The organism is Actinoplanes subtropicus (genome assembly GCF_000721705.1).
Classification (GTDB): domain Bacteria; phylum Actinomycetota; class Actinomycetes; order Mycobacteriales; family Micromonosporaceae; genus Actinoplanes; species Actinoplanes subtropicus.
Genome location: NZ_JOJL01000056.1, coordinates 1 through 14,654, shown reverse-complemented (window position 1 = coordinate 14,654; position 14,654 = coordinate 1). Strand labels below are relative to the sequence as shown.

The 14,654-nt window shown below is 67.7% G+C and carries 12 protein-coding genes; 4 read left to right on the top strand and 8 right to left on the bottom strand.

Annotated elements, in window-relative coordinates; genetic code table 11:
* Nucleotides 1-6: 6 nt before the first annotated feature.
* The 8 genes from IH26_RS0148520 to IH26_RS0148485 form a co-directional block, all read right to left on the bottom strand.
* On the bottom strand, nt 7-1,089 hold the full coding sequence (locus IH26_RS0148520) for a hypothetical protein (protein WP_051809898.1): 1,083 nt from the start codon (nt 1,087-1,089) through the stop codon (nt 7-9).
* Between the two features lie 118 nt (nt 1,090-1,207).
* Nucleotides 1,208-2,317, bottom strand: coding sequence for a helix-turn-helix domain-containing protein (locus IH26_RS0148515; protein ID WP_245666032.1), 1,110 nt, complete (start codon nt 2,315-2,317; stop codon nt 1,208-1,210).
* An 88-nt stretch (nt 2,318-2,405) separates the two neighbouring features.
* Nucleotides 2,406-4,436, bottom strand: coding sequence for an ATP synthase subunit B family protein (locus IH26_RS61740; RefSeq protein WP_051809894.1), 2,031 nt, complete (start codon nt 4,434-4,436; stop codon nt 2,406-2,408).
* Nucleotides 4,433-5,068 carry an RNA polymerase sigma factor gene (locus tag IH26_RS0148505; RefSeq protein WP_084599802.1) on the bottom strand — a complete coding sequence of 212 codons (636 nt, stop codon included), beginning with the start codon at nt 5,066-5,068 and terminating at the stop codon, nt 4,433-4,435. The genes IH26_RS61740 and IH26_RS0148505 overlap by 4 nt, the downstream gene beginning before the upstream one ends.
* A 124-nt stretch (nt 5,069-5,192) precedes the next feature.
* Nucleotides 5,193-5,396 carry a hypothetical protein gene (locus IH26_RS0148500; RefSeq protein ID WP_030443105.1) on the bottom strand — a complete coding sequence of 68 codons (204 nt, stop codon included), beginning with the start codon at nt 5,394-5,396 and terminating at the stop codon, nt 5,193-5,195.
* A 995-nt stretch (nt 5,397-6,391) separates the two neighbouring features.
* Nucleotides 6,392-7,690, bottom strand: coding sequence for a PD-(D/E)XK nuclease domain-containing protein (locus tag IH26_RS0148495; protein WP_030443104.1), 1,299 nt, complete (start codon nt 7,688-7,690; stop codon nt 6,392-6,394).
* On the bottom strand, nt 7,687-9,981 hold the full coding sequence (locus IH26_RS0148490) for an argonaute/piwi family protein (RefSeq protein ID WP_030443103.1): 2,295 nt from the start codon (nt 9,979-9,981) through the stop codon (nt 7,687-7,689). Before IH26_RS0148490 ends, IH26_RS0148495 begins: the two co-directional genes overlap by 4 nt.
* Nucleotides 9,982-10,241: 260 nt before the next feature.
* On the bottom strand, nt 10,242-11,726 hold the full coding sequence (locus tag IH26_RS0148485) for a hypothetical protein (protein WP_030443102.1): 1,485 nt from the start codon (nt 11,724-11,726) through the stop codon (nt 10,242-10,244).
* 658 nt (nt 11,727-12,384) lie between these two features.
* On the opposite strand from IH26_RS0148485, the gene IH26_RS0148480 reads away from it, so the two are divergent.
* From IH26_RS0148480 to IH26_RS0148470, 4 genes are all read left to right on the top strand, one after another.
* Complete coding sequence (locus IH26_RS0148480) at nt 12,385-12,651, top strand: hypothetical protein (RefSeq protein WP_051809892.1); 267 nt, start codon at nt 12,385-12,387, stop codon at nt 12,649-12,651.
* Nucleotides 12,652-12,860: 209 nt separating this feature from the next.
* On the top strand, nt 12,861-13,118 hold the full coding sequence (locus tag IH26_RS0148475) for a hypothetical protein (protein WP_030443100.1): 258 nt from the start codon (nt 12,861-12,863) through the stop codon (nt 13,116-13,118).
* A gap of 36 nt (nt 13,119-13,154) precedes the next feature.
* Nucleotides 13,155-13,394 (top strand): hypothetical protein, encoded by a 240-nt coding sequence (locus IH26_RS60720; RefSeq protein WP_157437788.1) that lies wholly within the window; start codon nt 13,155-13,157, stop codon nt 13,392-13,394.
* 213 nt (nt 13,395-13,607) lie between these two features.
* Complete coding sequence (locus IH26_RS0148470; RefSeq protein WP_030443099.1) at nt 13,608-14,363, top strand: methyltransferase domain-containing protein; 756 nt, start codon at nt 13,608-13,610, stop codon at nt 14,361-14,363.
* Nucleotides 14,364-14,654 lie beyond the last annotated feature (291 nt).

Genomic DNA, 14,654 nt, shown 5'->3' with positions numbered 1-14,654 from the left:
GGCGGGTTAGTCGGTGAGCCAGGCCGGCAGATCAGCCCACTGCTTCAACGGCTTCTGGACCGGCAGCGGATCGATCCGGCGCACTCGCTTGGCGAGCATCTCGTGCTCGTCGACCGCGCCCTTGCAGATGTTGCGCCAGTACTCGGCACGGTCGCGCAGGGTTGGCTGGTCGAGAAGCCCCGCCGCGATGTCCAGCCAGGTCGCGGCCGCGTGTGCGATCGCCTCGGGCTGGTCCTCCTCGTACTTGAACCGGGTCAGCGGCTGGTTCTCGCAGATGGCGCAGCTACAGCGCGGGGACCGGCTAGGCGCGGCACCACACAGCATGCTGATCTTGGCGCCTTTCCACCAGCACATCAGCTCCGGCACCAGAACGCTAGGAGACTTGTCGCGGACGAACGCCATGGGCTTGCGCGGTGGGGGAACGGCATGGCGGATGCTGCCGCCAGTGCCGATCGCGGCAGCGAACGCTCCGTGCGCCACCAGGTCCAGGGCGTTGAAGTCCGTACAAATCGGCATGAGCGGCACGGTGGCGGCCAGCAGCCGCAGGTTGGGGATGATGCGCGTCGAATGGGTGAGCGGGTCGCCCTGTTTGCCCAGCACGAGCGCGATCGGGCAGCCGGCGTCCTGCAGGATCGCCCGGGTCTGGGAGAAGAAAGCCCGGTCCACCAGGGAGACATCGAGGGCTGCCACGAAGAGCGTGTCGGTCCGGTTGAGCGCCTTGACCTGCTGCGCCGCCGCGCAAAGACTCGCCGTGTCGCCGGCGCCGATATAGCCGGTCGGTGTGCACGCCACGGTGTACCCGGCCCTCAACTGGGCGTCCAGGACATCGCCGAGCGTGGGGTTGGTGCCTGCGAATCCGTCCTCCGGCAGCAGGAATGGCTTGTCCGGGGTGGCCATGTGGTAGCCGTACGCGTCGGGGTCCAGCGCTATCGGGCCTTCGTAGTCGAAGTCCGTGGCCTTGGGCATGGGCTGGCCGGGGCGCGGGCCGATCACCATCAGTCCCGTGCCGTCGGTGCCGAGGACACGCAGCACGGCCGGAACATGGCTGCGCCGCGCGTACACAAGGACCCGATCGGACAGCGCGCCCACGGCTCCCCGCGGGGCCATCGGCCGAGGCTGACGGCCCAGCCACAGCAACTGTTGGGTCGTCTCGACGGTGAGATCGCCACGAGGCGGCGTCGCGCGGGCTGTCGCCTTGTTTCCAGGCTCAGTCATTTCCCGTCCTGCTGGAGTTCTCGTCGGTGACGGCGTCACCGAACAGGCTTCTCAATCGGGCCGGCGTCGTCCCCGCCGCTGATGCCGCGGCCTCGACTGAACCCGTGGCCTGTACCGCCGCCCTGACGATCGCCGGGACCAGCTGCGGCGTTTCGGCCGGCAGCGGGTCCGGCTCCTCGGTGCGCCAGCCCAGCGCCGAGATCTGCGCGCTGATCGTCCGATAGCGGGAGTCAGTGATCACCGCCAGATCGGCGGAGCGGCGCAGCACCGCGGCAGCGGAGATCCGCCACTTGGCCTTCAGCTGCAGTAGCCGTGCCGGCGTGACCGCACTCGCCGTGAGGTCGGGATAGATCAGGGCACGAGGGGCGAGGAACTCCGCGGCGAACGCCTGCGCCATCTCCTCCGCGTCGGCTCCGGCGCCCGGCGTGCACACGCAGTGCCCGAGTTCGTGCGTCAAGGTGAACCGCTGCCGGTCGATGGGCGCGTCGGTGTTGACCACGAAGACGGGGGGTTCACCTGGCGGATGCAGGCTGGTCGCGTCCACCTCGCGGCCGCCGAGAGGCATCGGCACCACGAGCGCGCCGAGTCGCTCGGCAACGGCCGTGACCGAAGTGATCGCTCCGTCGGCTAAGCCCAGCTGCGCACGCAGCTGGGCAGCGACGGTCTGCGGACCGACCACGCCCTCCACCCTGGTCGGCGACACCGCGAACGTGGGCAACGGCGTCCCGGAGGCGTCCGCCAACCGGGCCAGATACAGCCGGACGAGATTGATCTGGGCATGCAAACGCCGCAAGGTCGATGCTTTCGTCGAACGCCTGTTGCGGTGGTAGAGGCAGCCCTCGCCCAGCGACCACAACTTCGCCTCGGCGATCAGGAACTCCGGGGTCGACTCCAAGGCCGCAGCGAACTGCTGCAGCCGGTCGACGGCGAGCGGAAGAGTCCCCTTCTCCACCCGGGAGACGTAGCTCTGATTGGTCTTTGCCGAGCTGCCGGACAACTTGCTGAGCCGGTCGGCGAGCTCGGCCTGAGTCAGCCCGAGCGCTTCCCGCGCGGCGACCAGCAGCTGAGGGTTCGCTGCTGGCTCGTCGAGCGGGAAGAGCATGTCCACTCGCAGACCATACATCATGCCGACAGAAATGCGCGAAAATATTCCCGCGATGATTCGTGGGGTGATTTCCGCGGTGTCCCGATCATGCCGGGGCCGTTTGCCGCGGTTCGCCTTGCGGTCGTTGCCGTGGCGATGGCCGGCGACCGCCGGGTGCCGTCCAGTCCGGGTATCGCGTGGCGCCGTCGGGCACGAACACCCACGCATCTTCGGGCGAGCCCTTGCTCTGCGGGATGCTGATCCGCACGTATGGATTCCGCTCAGGTGCCCAGCCGTGCGTCACCTTGTGGAACACCGGGTCCGAAACGGCCACCGCCATGCTGGCCTTCGGGTGCTCGTCGAGGGCCTGCTTAAGTGGTGATGCGTCAACCAGACGTGTGACGGTGCTGGCCGCCTGTCCAGCGAAGCCACTGCTGGTGCCGGCGACGGTTCCTTCGTGCACGGCAACGCGAAGCCGTAGCCGCGCGTCGTCGGTGGCGTACCGGTTGTACTCGTGCAGGTGCTGATCAACGGCCCCCATCAGCTGCTCGAACATGCCCTGCCACGATGTTCCCGGCGGCAGGATCGCCAGCTCACCGTCGCCAGCACGTTGCCGTTGCCAGCAGTGGCTGTCGAGGCCGACTTGGCTTGCTGCTTCACCGAGAATCTGACGGACCGCGTGCTGCCAGCGCGATTGCAGGCTCGCATCTGCCCGGCCGAAACCCTCGACATCGCACGCCAGTAGCAGGCGTTGCGCTGGCGACAGAATCGGCAGCCAGCCATCGGCCCGAGCTGTCGCACCCTCAAGGTGCAGCAACTCCGGCATGAACCCACCCAGCATGTTGTCGGTCCCCGCAGCGATCCACGCCGGCCAGAACCCAGACCGGCGCGTTCCCGGGTGTGGGTCGGCCAAGCGGCTACCTCTCTCCCAGGCGCTGATCAACCCGGCGAGAACGGCTGCGGCGACCGTGTCGCGGCAGGTTTCCGGCAGCGCGGCCGCCAGCATGTGATGGTCGGTTGCCCGCAAGAACTGCTCCAAGGGATGCCGTACTGGCCGCGGCCGCCCGAACTTCCCCCAGAGCGTGCTCGGCCGGGAGCGGCTCTTGCATTGCGCGAAGAGCAGAGCACCCGGCAGGGCTCCGAGCCCAACCAGGTCGACGCCCGCATCCGCCACCTCGTGGGGGGTCAGCCAGGACGTTGTCCAGGCCGGTGAGACAGACTGGTCGCGAAGGACCGTCTGCCAGGTCCCGCGCCCAGGTCCATCACGGACGCTCGACAGCAGTGTCATGAGATAGGGAGCCGGGCGCATGGCGACCGGTTCGGCGAGCAGCGGCATGACCTCCTCGGCCAGACATGGCAGGACGTCGGCCGTACCTCCGCCGACATCGACAACGAGGACCTTCGGCTGCAGCCAGCCGGACCCGGCCGGAATGACAGGCTTGGTCACCTTGCACACGTTCCAGCTTGTGGAAGGGGGCACCGGCATGGGGATCAGAGAATGCCGCTCGCGTGGGATCTCGACGCGGTGGGCGCTGGGCTCACCTGTGGTTGCGGATCCCGCAGCCGTCCGGCGAGCCTCATCCAGAGTCCGTCGGGCTTCGGCCAGCAGCTCGTCGGCCTCCCGTTGAGCCTTGCTGACGATGTCGGCGGCCCGGCGCAGCGCGCCGTCGCGGTAGCGCTCGGCGTCGGCCATGGCTGCCGCCACGGCCGGTCCGAGGTGAGACACGACGCCGCCGTCGACCAGGCTGACGCTGTGCAGGTCATCGAGTTGGTGGCCGTGGGACGGGGATCGCCACGGGCTTTGGGTCCCCGCCTCACGAAGTGTTTGCCTGTTCGGGTACCGCACGCGCCAGTCGGTCAGCCGCACAGTGATGCGGTTGTCGTCCTCCAGCATGCATCGGCCGAGGTCGGCGGCGTCCACAGCCAGGCGCGGGGTCGGAGCCGGCGCGGGGTCACCGGCCGGCTCCCCCGCGGCGCGGCCGCGGACCTGGTCCATGATGTTCTTGCGTCGCCGGTCCAGCTCACCGTGGCTGAGCCGCTCCCGGGTCATCCTGTCGACCAGCTCGATCGTGTCGGCCAGTTCGCCGAAGAACTCGTCGTCCGTCACCGGGTCGCGGTCGAAATCGTCGTGGTTCATCGGTTGTCCTCCCTCGTCCTCTGCTCGCCGGACGGGCATGGCCTTCTTCGGTCGTACTCCGCGACGAACGGCCTCAGCCGGTCGCGGGCCAGCTTCAGGTTCTGCCGGATTGCAGACTCGCCCTTCCGCAGCTCGGCGGCGATCTCGCTCATCCCCAGGCCGTCGAGGAACAGGCTCAGAACCGCCCGTTGAGTGGCGGGCAGTTTGCCGAGCATGCCGTCGACCCACTCCTGGCCTTCCAGAAGATCGAGCTCGCAGGCATCCTGCGCCTGCTCGGGCAATTGGTCGGCGGGTACTGGGACGTACCGGCCGTCGCCGCGGTCCCGGCGCAGATTGAGGATTGCCCAGGTGACTGACTTCCGCGCGTACGCGACCGGATCGCGGACCGTGCTCCAGTTCCGGCCGATGTCGACCATGACCCGGGCCAGGGCGTCGTCCGCGTCGTGCGGGTCCTTGCCCCACCAGGTGGCGAAGGAGAGCAACGACTCATAGTGCTCGTTGAAGAAGGCCTCGAATTCCTCCTCGGCCGACGGTGCCAGCGGAGCGGGCCGTCGGCTGGAGCGTGGCTCGGGCGCCGCAGGGGCCAGCCCCTTCTTCGCGTGGACCACCGACGGCCCCTCCGATCTCGTCATCGTTGACGTTGTGACAGCCTGCGGGACCCGAGGGCCGGGCCAGTCGGCGGGGGCTGGCGTGTGGCCGGCCCTACTGGGTAGGACCGGCCCAGCGGCGTGTTGTGAAGTCCACGCCCAAGATTCTTTAAGGCAGCCGGCGGGTCACCACGATCACCGACACGGCGACGACCACGGCGGCCGCCGCGGCAATCGCGGTCACCGCCGCTGAGGCGGTGGTCACAAACACACCGCCGACCCCGGCCAGCACGCCGTTGACCAGCCACAACACCTTACGGTGGCCGCCGCCATCCTGTTGCGACCGGCGTCGGCTGCGTTCGTTGCGGGCCATGCCGCACCGCCTTTCTTTGGTCCTCGCGCCCGGGCAGGCGCGTTCTGCCAACGAGGACCGGATTGCAGTTCCGGTGTGAAAACCGCAGGCCAGACTCACCCGAATGGGTGAGTCTGGCCTGCGGCGTACCTGGCGGTGCGCGCACGACTAGGACGCCGAGCACCGCGTCGACCTGGACGGACTCGGCGACGGCCGCGGACTCACTCCCAGCCCGACGTGGTCCGCAGTCGCTTTGCGGCCGAAGTGCTCGACGAGGAGGCCTGGATCACAGTCCGGCTGTCTGGAGACTGCGAAGGCGCCGGCGATCTTGACGGCTGCGCCGCCCTCCAGTCGCGGGGCCACCGTCGTGACCCACCCCGACGAAGTCGGTTGGCTTCATGAGGCACTGCAGTTGGTCGCGGGCGTCGATCACTGCGATGAGGACAACCTCGGACCGTTACACCCGCAGGTTCGCTATGAGGAATGCGTTCGCGGTCTTACAGCTACTGCCCGGAAGCCGCGTTCCGCAGAATACGGTCAGTCATTCCCTAAGGGACCAGTCGGATTTGCCGTCTTTGACGCTGCCGTCGGCGTAGGCTCTCCGAGGCCCGCGAGATGTCCCGGGGCTCGGTGAGGGCCTTGCCGGGATTGGGGTTGATGGCGTTGAGGTTGAGAGGGACGGGCTGCTCCGGACGCTGACTACTTGACGAACCTCAGTCTGCCGGACTGGTCAACACGTTTGTCGCCGGTCCCCGCAATCCCCGGCGACTGGGCACCCCTCCGGGGGCAGCCGCAGGCAGGATCTGGTCCGTCCTGCTCGCGCCGTGACTCCCGAGTGATCTTCGGATCTATTCGCCAAGCCAATCTCGCTTTGGCCCCACTTTCGTGAGTGCCACGAGAAGACTCCCGCAAATCGTCGGAGGGGTACAGGATGGCGGCTGGAGATCGGATGCGCGTTCATGAGGCATCCCCGGGCGGCGATCAACGATCCTGGGCGCCACATCTGTGACGGCAGTTCACATGGTCGAGCTGCCAAGCGATCGGCGGTTCCGAGCGGGCCGTGACGGAGCAGGGACGTGGCTGGGGCGGGACACGATGATCACATCGGTGATGCCGGGCAGCGCCAGCAGGGCGTTGCGGGTAGTGCCGTGATGCTGCACCGAGCACGACTCGTCGTAGATGAACACGGCCATCTGCCGGTAGGGCTCGTTGCCGGACAGGTAGGCGACGTAGTCGACGGAGATCTGCTGCTCGAACTCTTTGAGGTCGCTGGCCTTGCGTGCGTACTTGGCCTCGATCAGCAGGCCGAGCGACGGGATGCCGAAGTCGGCCCGATAGGAGTTATGGCCGATCTTGCGCAGGGTTTCCTCGTCGACGAGGTCGTCGAAGACCGGGCGCAGCATGAACCAGAGGATGTCCTGGATTTCGCGTTCGGCGGTGACGGGCCAGCGGATCGGCTTCTGGCCGCCGGTGTCGTAGCGCCATCGGCGCATGACGTCGGGGAAGCGGTTGAGCAGGATGCCGACGTGGCTGGGGTTGAGCAGGTGTTCGTCGATGCTGGTGGTCGCGATCCGGGTGACGGCCTCGATCAGCAGCGCGGCCCGGAACGCGGCGGGTTGGGCGGGCGGGCGCAGCAGGACCGCTTCGAGCAGCCGAGCCCGCAGTTGTCGCAGCTCGCCCGGATCAAGGGCCTGCGGCCGGGTGGCGGTGCCGGTCAGCCAGTGCAGGGCGGCGAGGTCGACGGGGTCGTCGAGGGTGGCGGGGTTCAGCCTGAGGGTGGTGTCGAGGCCGAGCAGGCGCCGGGCGTGTTCCTGCAGTAGGTGCAGCAGGGTGGCGGGTGGGCGTAGCCGATCGTCTTGCAGGACGCCGCGCAGCCAGACGCGCGGCCGGGGTGCGTCGGCGGCGACGGCGTTCGCGGCCAGCGCCAGGCCGACGAGCTGGGCGGGGTCGTTGACGAAGGTGACGCCGTCACGCGGGAATGGGTTGCGGCGCATCAGCAGGCTGAGACCGGCGAGCAGGTGTTCCCGGGCTGGTTGTGCCATGTGGGAGGGGAAGGCGGTCAGGCCGTAGCCGAGGATGGCTAGGCCGGCGGGCTGGGTGAGGCGGTGCTTGTTGTCGCGCAGCCAGTCCTCGGTCATCGGGTCGAGGTTCCAGGTGAAGCCGAGCCGCCGGCCGCCGAGCAGATGGTGGGCGAGTAGGCCGTCGAGGTTGCCGGGCCGGTTCGCCCGCTGGATCGGCTCGTGCAGGGCGGTCAGCTGTGTGGACAGTTGGCCGCCGAGGATCGCGTCGGGATCGTGCGTGTCGATGGCGGTCACAGGAACCACCTGCTCTGGCTCAGCTGGGTGGTGATCGCGTCGGCGTTCCAGTTGCGCACGTGGCGCAGATGGCCGAGCAGGTCGGCGATCAGGCTGGAGTACAGGATCGTGACCGGCAGCCGGGACGGGTACATGGTGCGCCATGACATCGAGGTAAATCGGAACAGCTGCCGGGCCAGATACTCCACGTCGGTGAAGGTCGACTCGCGGTGCAGCTTGATCAGCAGCGGCTTGGGGATCGCGTGGGTGGCGCTCTTGAGGTCGTACGGGCCACCGACGGCCAGCAGCATCTCCCGCTCGCCGATCGCGACGGCGTGTCCGCGCTGCGGGACGAAGCGGCCTTTGACTGGGCCGTTGCCGTAGGTCGTGACACCGGTGCCGGCTCGGTCGAACATCACCAGGCCATGGTCGTTGGCGACCGAGACGAAGGCGAACTCGACCTTCGTGTACTGGCGGGTGAGGCTTTCCACGAGCTGCTTGACGGCGATCGCTTCGGTGTCCTTGAGCGGCTTGAAGACGTGGAAGATCAGGCGTAGCTCGTCGCCGCGCTGCCAGGCCTGGCGGGCCGCGATGTCGTTGATGCAGGCGGTGAGTGAGCGCAGCAGTTCGCGGGGGTAGTCGTCGTAGTCGGCTTCGCGGGAGGTGTTCGACAGCAGGTAGTTGCCGTCCGCGCTGAAGATCGTGGTGATGCCGACGACCCGTTCGGGCGCGGTGAGCCGGCTGGCTTTGACGTGGGCGGTGCCGATGCCGATGACCAGTTCCTGGGTCAGCGCCCGGGGTGCGGCGATCACGAACGGGATGCCGCCCAGCTTGGCGTAGCAGGCCAGCGCGATGCTGTTGAGTGCGTACTCTGGCTTCGCCAGCCGGACCGTTTCGATCTGCACCTCCTGCACCGGCACGCCCTGGCCCATGAAGGTCGACTTCGCCACCAGGTAGGGGCTGTCATCGCCGGCCAGATGTTCCTGGGTCTCGCTGGTGATCACGATGGCCAGGTCGGGCTTCGGGTCGGCGGTCAGCGCGGCCCGGCACGTGTCGCGGTAGGCGTCGGCGTCGTCGGTAGCGCCGTCGAACGGATGCATCTGCACGTCGTAGCCGGACAGGTGGTACTTGCGGATGAAGCCGAGGCTGAAGACCGGGGCACCGGGCACCCCGTCGAGCAGCTTGGTCATGAACGTCTCGACCACACCTCGGTGCGCGCGCGGCGTGATGACCGCGATACGCGGGCGCTTCGTACGGAAGAACTCCGTGTCGAACGGGCCGTTGGTGTCCAGGCCCCGGTCGGCGGAGGTGTCGGTCTTGTCGCCGGCCTGGTCGAACTTGAAGATCGGCGCCTTGTAGCGGTTCCCGGACACCTGCCGGCCGCGGCTGGAGCCGACCGGCTCCTCGATCGCGGCGGTCAGCCCGACGGCCAGGTGCAGCGGCCCGCGTTGGATGAGACGTCCAGCGATCTCGACCGTCTTCTCGTAGCGGCCGTACCCGCCGAGCAGGTCGAACGACGCCTGGTCGAGCTCACGCAGCAGCCGGGCGATGTCCGTCCCGGCGATTGCGGTGAGCACGTCCTGGAAGACGTCCAGTCGGCTCTCCAGCCAGGCGCGGTCCGTCGGCACGGTGCTCACCGCGGGCGCGTCGCGCAGCAGCAGCTTCCCGTCGTGCACCTGGTCCACCGCGCCCACGACGTGGCGCAGCGCGCCCGCCTCCATGTCCGGGTCCGGGACGGCCGTGTCGTCGGTGGTCAGCACGTACCGGCCAGTGACGTCCAAGCCGAGCGGCAGCAGCTGGGCGACGGTCATGTCGATCTCGTAGCGGGTCTTGAGCCCGACGATGATGCCCGGCCGGTCGCAGGGCCCGATGATCCGTGCGTCCAGCCGGTACTCGGGGTAGACGTGCAGCCGGTCGAGGGCCGGGGGGTACGGGTGCCGCAGCACCGATCCGAACAGGTCCTTGCCTGGGCGCCGCGACACGAACACCGGCGGTTGGCGTTTGCGCAGCTGGTAGTCCCAGCCCAGCACCGAGCGCAGCAGCGCCTCTTGGACCAGGCGCATGGTCAGCGCCTTGTACTCGCGCCGGGCGAACGTCGTGGGCGTACCGACCGGGTCGGCGTCGTCGCGGATCGGGATACAGGCAATCGACGCCCGGTCCCTGGCGACGACGTGGCTGCTGGCCAGCGCGGTACGCATCTCCGTGAGCTGTTCGGCGGAGTTGAACGCAACCACGCCACCGTCGAAGCTGCCGGCACTGAAGCGGACCGGCAGGTAGTTGAAGGCCAGCTGGGGCGAGCTCGCCTGCTGCATAGGACTCACTGGGCATCTACCTCGATGGGAAGTCATCCGTGGCCGTCATTCGCCTGGCACACGGCAGGCACGCTCCTCGGTTCCAGCGTGCCGAAGGGGTGTGACAAAACTCGGGTGCAGCTATCGACCTGTCCACCGTCGCCGGGCAGGTGTCGGCCCGGTCCAGGTCCTGTCTGCGCTGATTCCGGTCCCTGTACGCCGGGTCAGCCGGCTCCGTTTGCCGGGACGGCGGAGTTGCCGCCGTCCCGGCACGGGTCGAGTTACGCCGCGGGGTCCTCGCCGCGGTGCAGTTCGTCGCGCAGGTCCTGCGGCGGCTTGAGCTTGGATGCCGACGGCCGCTGCCGAGCGTCGACGATCACCGCCCGTACCTCGACGTTATGCCGCTGGGAGGCGATCCGAGCAGCCTTGTCCACCTTGGCGATCAAGCCGTCGCTCAGCTCGGCGTCAGTGAAGCCGATAGCGACGAAGTACGCCACGTTCACATCGGCGGCCAAGGCGTACTCCGGGGTCTGGGCGAGGATGCCGTCCCAGAACCGGCCGTTGGCGATCAGCTTCAGCTCGACCACGCAGCGGGCCATCCAGCCCTGGGCGAACTCGAAGTCAACCGGGCCACGGCCCGCGTTGGCCTCACCGGCGACCGCGACATCGTTGGCCTTGCAGTAGTGCTTGACGCAGGACCGGAAGACCCGCTGCACCTTCGGTTCCGCGTACGGGAAGTTGCCGTGCCATAGCTGCTGCCATTCGCCCTCGCGCTCCACGCCGCGCTTGAAGACGTCGATGACCGTGCCGACGAACTCAGGAAACTGCGACGGGTCCTCGGGCACGAACGACGTCGTCGCGGTGGCGGCGATCGCCCCGCCCTTCTCCCACCAGCTGGTGGCCAGCTTCGGATCCTTCGCGATGTCGTAAGGCGGGTGCTCCTCCCGCTCGAGAGCGGTCAGGTACTCCGCGACGATCGCCGGGTTCTGCCGGGCCAGCTTCGCCTTCTCCCGCCGGTCGACATTGCGGGCGATGTCGTAGTTGAAGTGAGTGCGCAGCTCGGCCGAGTGGTTGTTCCAGGCGAACTTCCAGAAACCGTTGGCCGTCACCACCGGCATGTCCCGCAGGAACCGCTGCGGCACCAGCAGTACCGGCGCCCGCCTGGCCAGACACGGGTTGGCCGGCAGCTCGACCTGCCCGTCGCGCCACATGGCGTTCTCGCGATCCCAGGACGCGTTGCGGACCCGGAACGTCTCCATCGGCAGGTCGTGCCGCACCGCGACCTGCTGGGTGTACGTGATGAAGTAGCTCTTCGCGATGTTGCAGACCGCGTCGCTGATTCGGTCGAAGCCCATACCACCCTGGAACAGGCCCAGCATCTCCATGTGCGGCACGTTGTCGAAGCCGAGCCCGACCGCGGTCTTGACCCCGTCGAGCATGCCTTCCTGCAGGATCTTGCCGGCGCCGTTACCGTTCGGGGAGCCGGTCGCGACGCCGAGGCAGAACTCGGCGGGCTCCGGGAACAGCATCAAAGCCTGCGCTTTGCGCCAGGCAAGGGTGCCCGGGTCGCCGCCGGATTCACGGACAAGCGCGAAGACCATCTCGAAAAAGTCGAGCACGTGGTCGTGTGCGCCGAACCAGAGATCGTCGGCGTCCGCCCAGACCGTGAACGGGTCCAGGCAGAGCGGCGTGTCTGCCTCGAGCAGCGGGTCGTACCAGTCGTCGGCCGGGGTGCGGACGATGTTGTAGTGGGCGCCGAAGCGCATGGGGGTGCCTTCCTCCGCCCCGAGACCCTCGCCCGGGTACGGCGGACCAGCGCGATCTCTTCCCACGATGAGAAAGTCCACGGGACCCTGGTCAGGGCCGTGGAGCTTCCGTTAGGGTTCAAAGCGCCTACCAAGCAGCTTGAGACCCCGGGCGGGATGTCGACCTCGGACATCCTGTGCCGGGGTCTTTCGCGTTTGGACCAACACGCACGGTAGTACGGCTGCGCAGTGTAGTCAACGACGCCGATGGACCTTGGCACTCGTTCACGTGGCGGCGTTGGGGACCATGTTGTGGAAAACAAGCTGGATATCCACAGGATATTGGTGACGCCTCAGTTTTGTCGGACCCTCGTCGTATACTCCGCCGCCCTCCGTCGACAGGTCGTCGATGTGACTATCTGTAGTCCCAGGTGGGCGGAGTCAGGTGCGCCATCTGGTGGACAGCACCTTGGGGACAGGCTGTGGATAACGTCGGCCGAGAACGTTGGTCCATTTGCTCACATACTCGGGTCCGAGGGATTCGCGGCGTGTCGTCTACATCACAGCCATCAAGGACTGCCTGGCGTGGCGAACGGGCGGGCTTGCGCCGCTCCTCGGACCCCGGCGTGGGATATGACGAGGCTCGAGCATTGAGCGCGTCCGCGCGGCCGCGGCCCGGTTGCACGGGCTGTGGGAGGACGCCGACCTTGACCCCCTGCTGGAGGCGATCGAGGAACAGCACCGACTCCGCGCCGACGCCGACGCCGAACGGAAAATCCGGCACCTGGTCGCCTACGGCCGCGAGTTCGCGGGACCTCGGCCGTGCCCGCGTGAGTTCCTGGCGCCGAGCCCGGGCGGTTCACCGTCGGCCGTGCGCGGCGCGTACGACCACCGCGACGTCGAACAGGTCGCCGAGATCCTCGGGCGACGCGGCACCGCACCCTGAACTCCGGCCACCGGGGACGCGCTGACCCAGGTGCTCGGCAACCTCGCCAAGCGCAGCCACACCGAGGCCGTCGCCGGCCAGGTCCACGGCGTGGCCGACGCGTTATGCGAGCACGGCTGGACGCCATACGCCCCCGGTGACACGGACGGCGAACAAGAAGTTCGCCAAGCAGAAGGTACGGGTGGGAGAAGCGCTGGCCCAACGGCACCGTGGCCGCGCTCTACCAAGAGCCCGACGGCTGGCTCGGCGTGCACGCCAAGATGTCCGAAACCGACGCCCGCTGGTTCAGCGAGCGGTACGGCATCGACGATCCCGACGACGGTAAGCCGGTCACCGCCTCCGACATTTACACCGCGCTGACCATCTACGACGGCCGGGTCACCCGCGCCGACAACGCCCGCGCCGCCGTCTCAGGCAGCACCGGTCGATACCCCGCTGACGGCTACCGCAGATCGCGGACGTGTTGACCCGGCAGACCCGCCAGCGTAAAGACAATGGCGAACATGGAGATTGAGATGACAGACGCCGGCGAGAACCTCGAGTATGCCAAGATCCCAGGACATCCATTGGCGGAGGGCACCTTACCGATGGCGCGAATCCTGACCGATCCAGCGATCGAGGAGTGGATCCAGGAGCTGGCTGCCTCCGCTCCTCCGATGCCCGAAGATCTACGCGCTCGTCTGTCGCGGCTGCTCCGCTTCAACCGAGGTCGGAGCGGATCGATAGGCGGCGCAAATACGTGAGGCACAAGCATTGCTGAACTGGCGCAACGTCATCTCTGCGCTCTTCGGCGCGGACCCGGTTGAAGACCGGGTGCGTGGCACCGGGCGTGTCTTAGAGGTCCGGCACGGGCGACACCGGGATGAGTTCGATGACGGTGCACGCTGATCTAACGATCGCGAATCTTGGCGAAATTTCGTTGTCCGCAACGCTCGTCCTTGTCGACAATCCATGCTATGGGAAACGTATTGGACATCTACACCGCCGGTGATGAAGACGTCCGTATGACTCTCGATCGCAATCAGGTCGAGTGGATACGGACATGCGAGTTACTGCAACGGTGGCTCCCACTTCCGCCAGCCAGGGTCTTCGATGTTGGCGGTGGGCCGGGCCGACAGGCCCGGCACTTGCTCGACTGCGGTTACGATGTGACGTTGTACGACCTCGTCCCGAAGCATGTGGACCAGGCCAGAGCGCGCGGTGTTCCGGCATTCGTAGGCGATGCCCTCAAGCTGCCCGAGGACGACCTGACCGCCGATTCCGTGTTGCTGTTAGGGCCGCTGTACCACCTGTCGGAGGCGACCAGCCGCGCGCTGGCGCTCGCTGAAGCGGTCCGGCTGCTGCGCCCCGGAGGAGTTGCCGTTGTGGCGGCGTTGTCGCGGTGGGGACGGGTACTCGTGCGTGCCGCCGCCGACCATCTGGGCGACCGGGCATGGCACGAGCACACCATGGCGACCATGCGCGACGGACGGGTCCACGGCGGGAATGCTTGGGACGACGCGGCGTACCTTCACGACACGCGGGAACTCGAGACGGAACTCCATGACGCCGGGCTGCGTCAGGTGCAGGTCGTTGGTGTCGAAGGCCCCGTTGGCGCCTGGGCTCGTCGTGACCCGGCACTCAATGCACATGTCCTCGAAATCGCCCGAGCCACGGAGATAGCCATGGCTGAAGCGTCGATCCATCTTCTGGCCCGTGGAACCAAGCCTTGAAGTGGCCGGCTGTGCCATCGAGCATCCGCCAACAGCCTCATGGTCGGATCTCGCAGCGCCAGCATCACGTCCGTCGGTGTCAGGGGCGGTCGTGTCGCTCATCCTCAGCCTCCGGACTGATCGACCTCGGCGTGCGAGGATGCCCGCCGCGTCAGGGGTTCGTGCATACGACCTCCTGACCCAACACAGCTAGGGGTGCGTTTTGCGCTGAGTGACTTTCTCGATCTTGGTCAGGCGGCGAGGTCGTATTGATGCTGGTAGCGGCTGGTGTGGGTGCGCTGGTATTCCTGC

What these genes read in the sequence shown, in the direction of transcription:
- IH26_RS0148515 (WP_245666032.1), bottom strand. Translation starts at nt 2,317, where the DNA reads ATGCTCTTCCCGCTCGACGAGCCAGCAGCGAACCCTCAGCTGCTGGTC.
- IH26_RS61740 (WP_051809894.1), bottom strand. Translation starts at nt 4,436, where the DNA reads ATGAACCACGACGATTTCGACCGCGACCCGGTGACGGACGACGAGTTC.
- IH26_RS0148505 (WP_084599802.1), bottom strand. Translation starts at nt 5,068, where the DNA reads ATGACGAGATCGGAGGGGCCGTCGGTGGTCCACGCGAAGAAGGGGCTG.
- IH26_RS0148500 (WP_030443105.1), bottom strand. Translation starts at nt 5,396, where the DNA reads ATGGCCCGCAACGAACGCAGCCGACGCCGGTCGCAACAGGATGGCGGC.
- IH26_RS0148490 (WP_030443103.1), bottom strand. Translation starts at nt 9,981, where the DNA reads ATGCAGCAGGCGAGCTCGCCCCAGCTGGCCTTCAACTACCTGCCGGTC.
- IH26_RS0148485 (WP_030443102.1), bottom strand. Translation starts at nt 11,726, where the DNA reads ATGCGCTTCGGCGCCCACTACAACATCGTCCGCACCCCGGCCGACGAC.
- IH26_RS60720 (WP_157437788.1), top strand. Translation starts at nt 13,155, where the DNA reads ATGGAGATTGAGATGACAGACGCCGGCGAGAACCTCGAGTATGCCAAG.
- IH26_RS0148470 (WP_030443099.1), top strand. Translation starts at nt 13,608, where the DNA reads ATGGGAAACGTATTGGACATCTACACCGCCGGTGATGAAGACGTCCGT.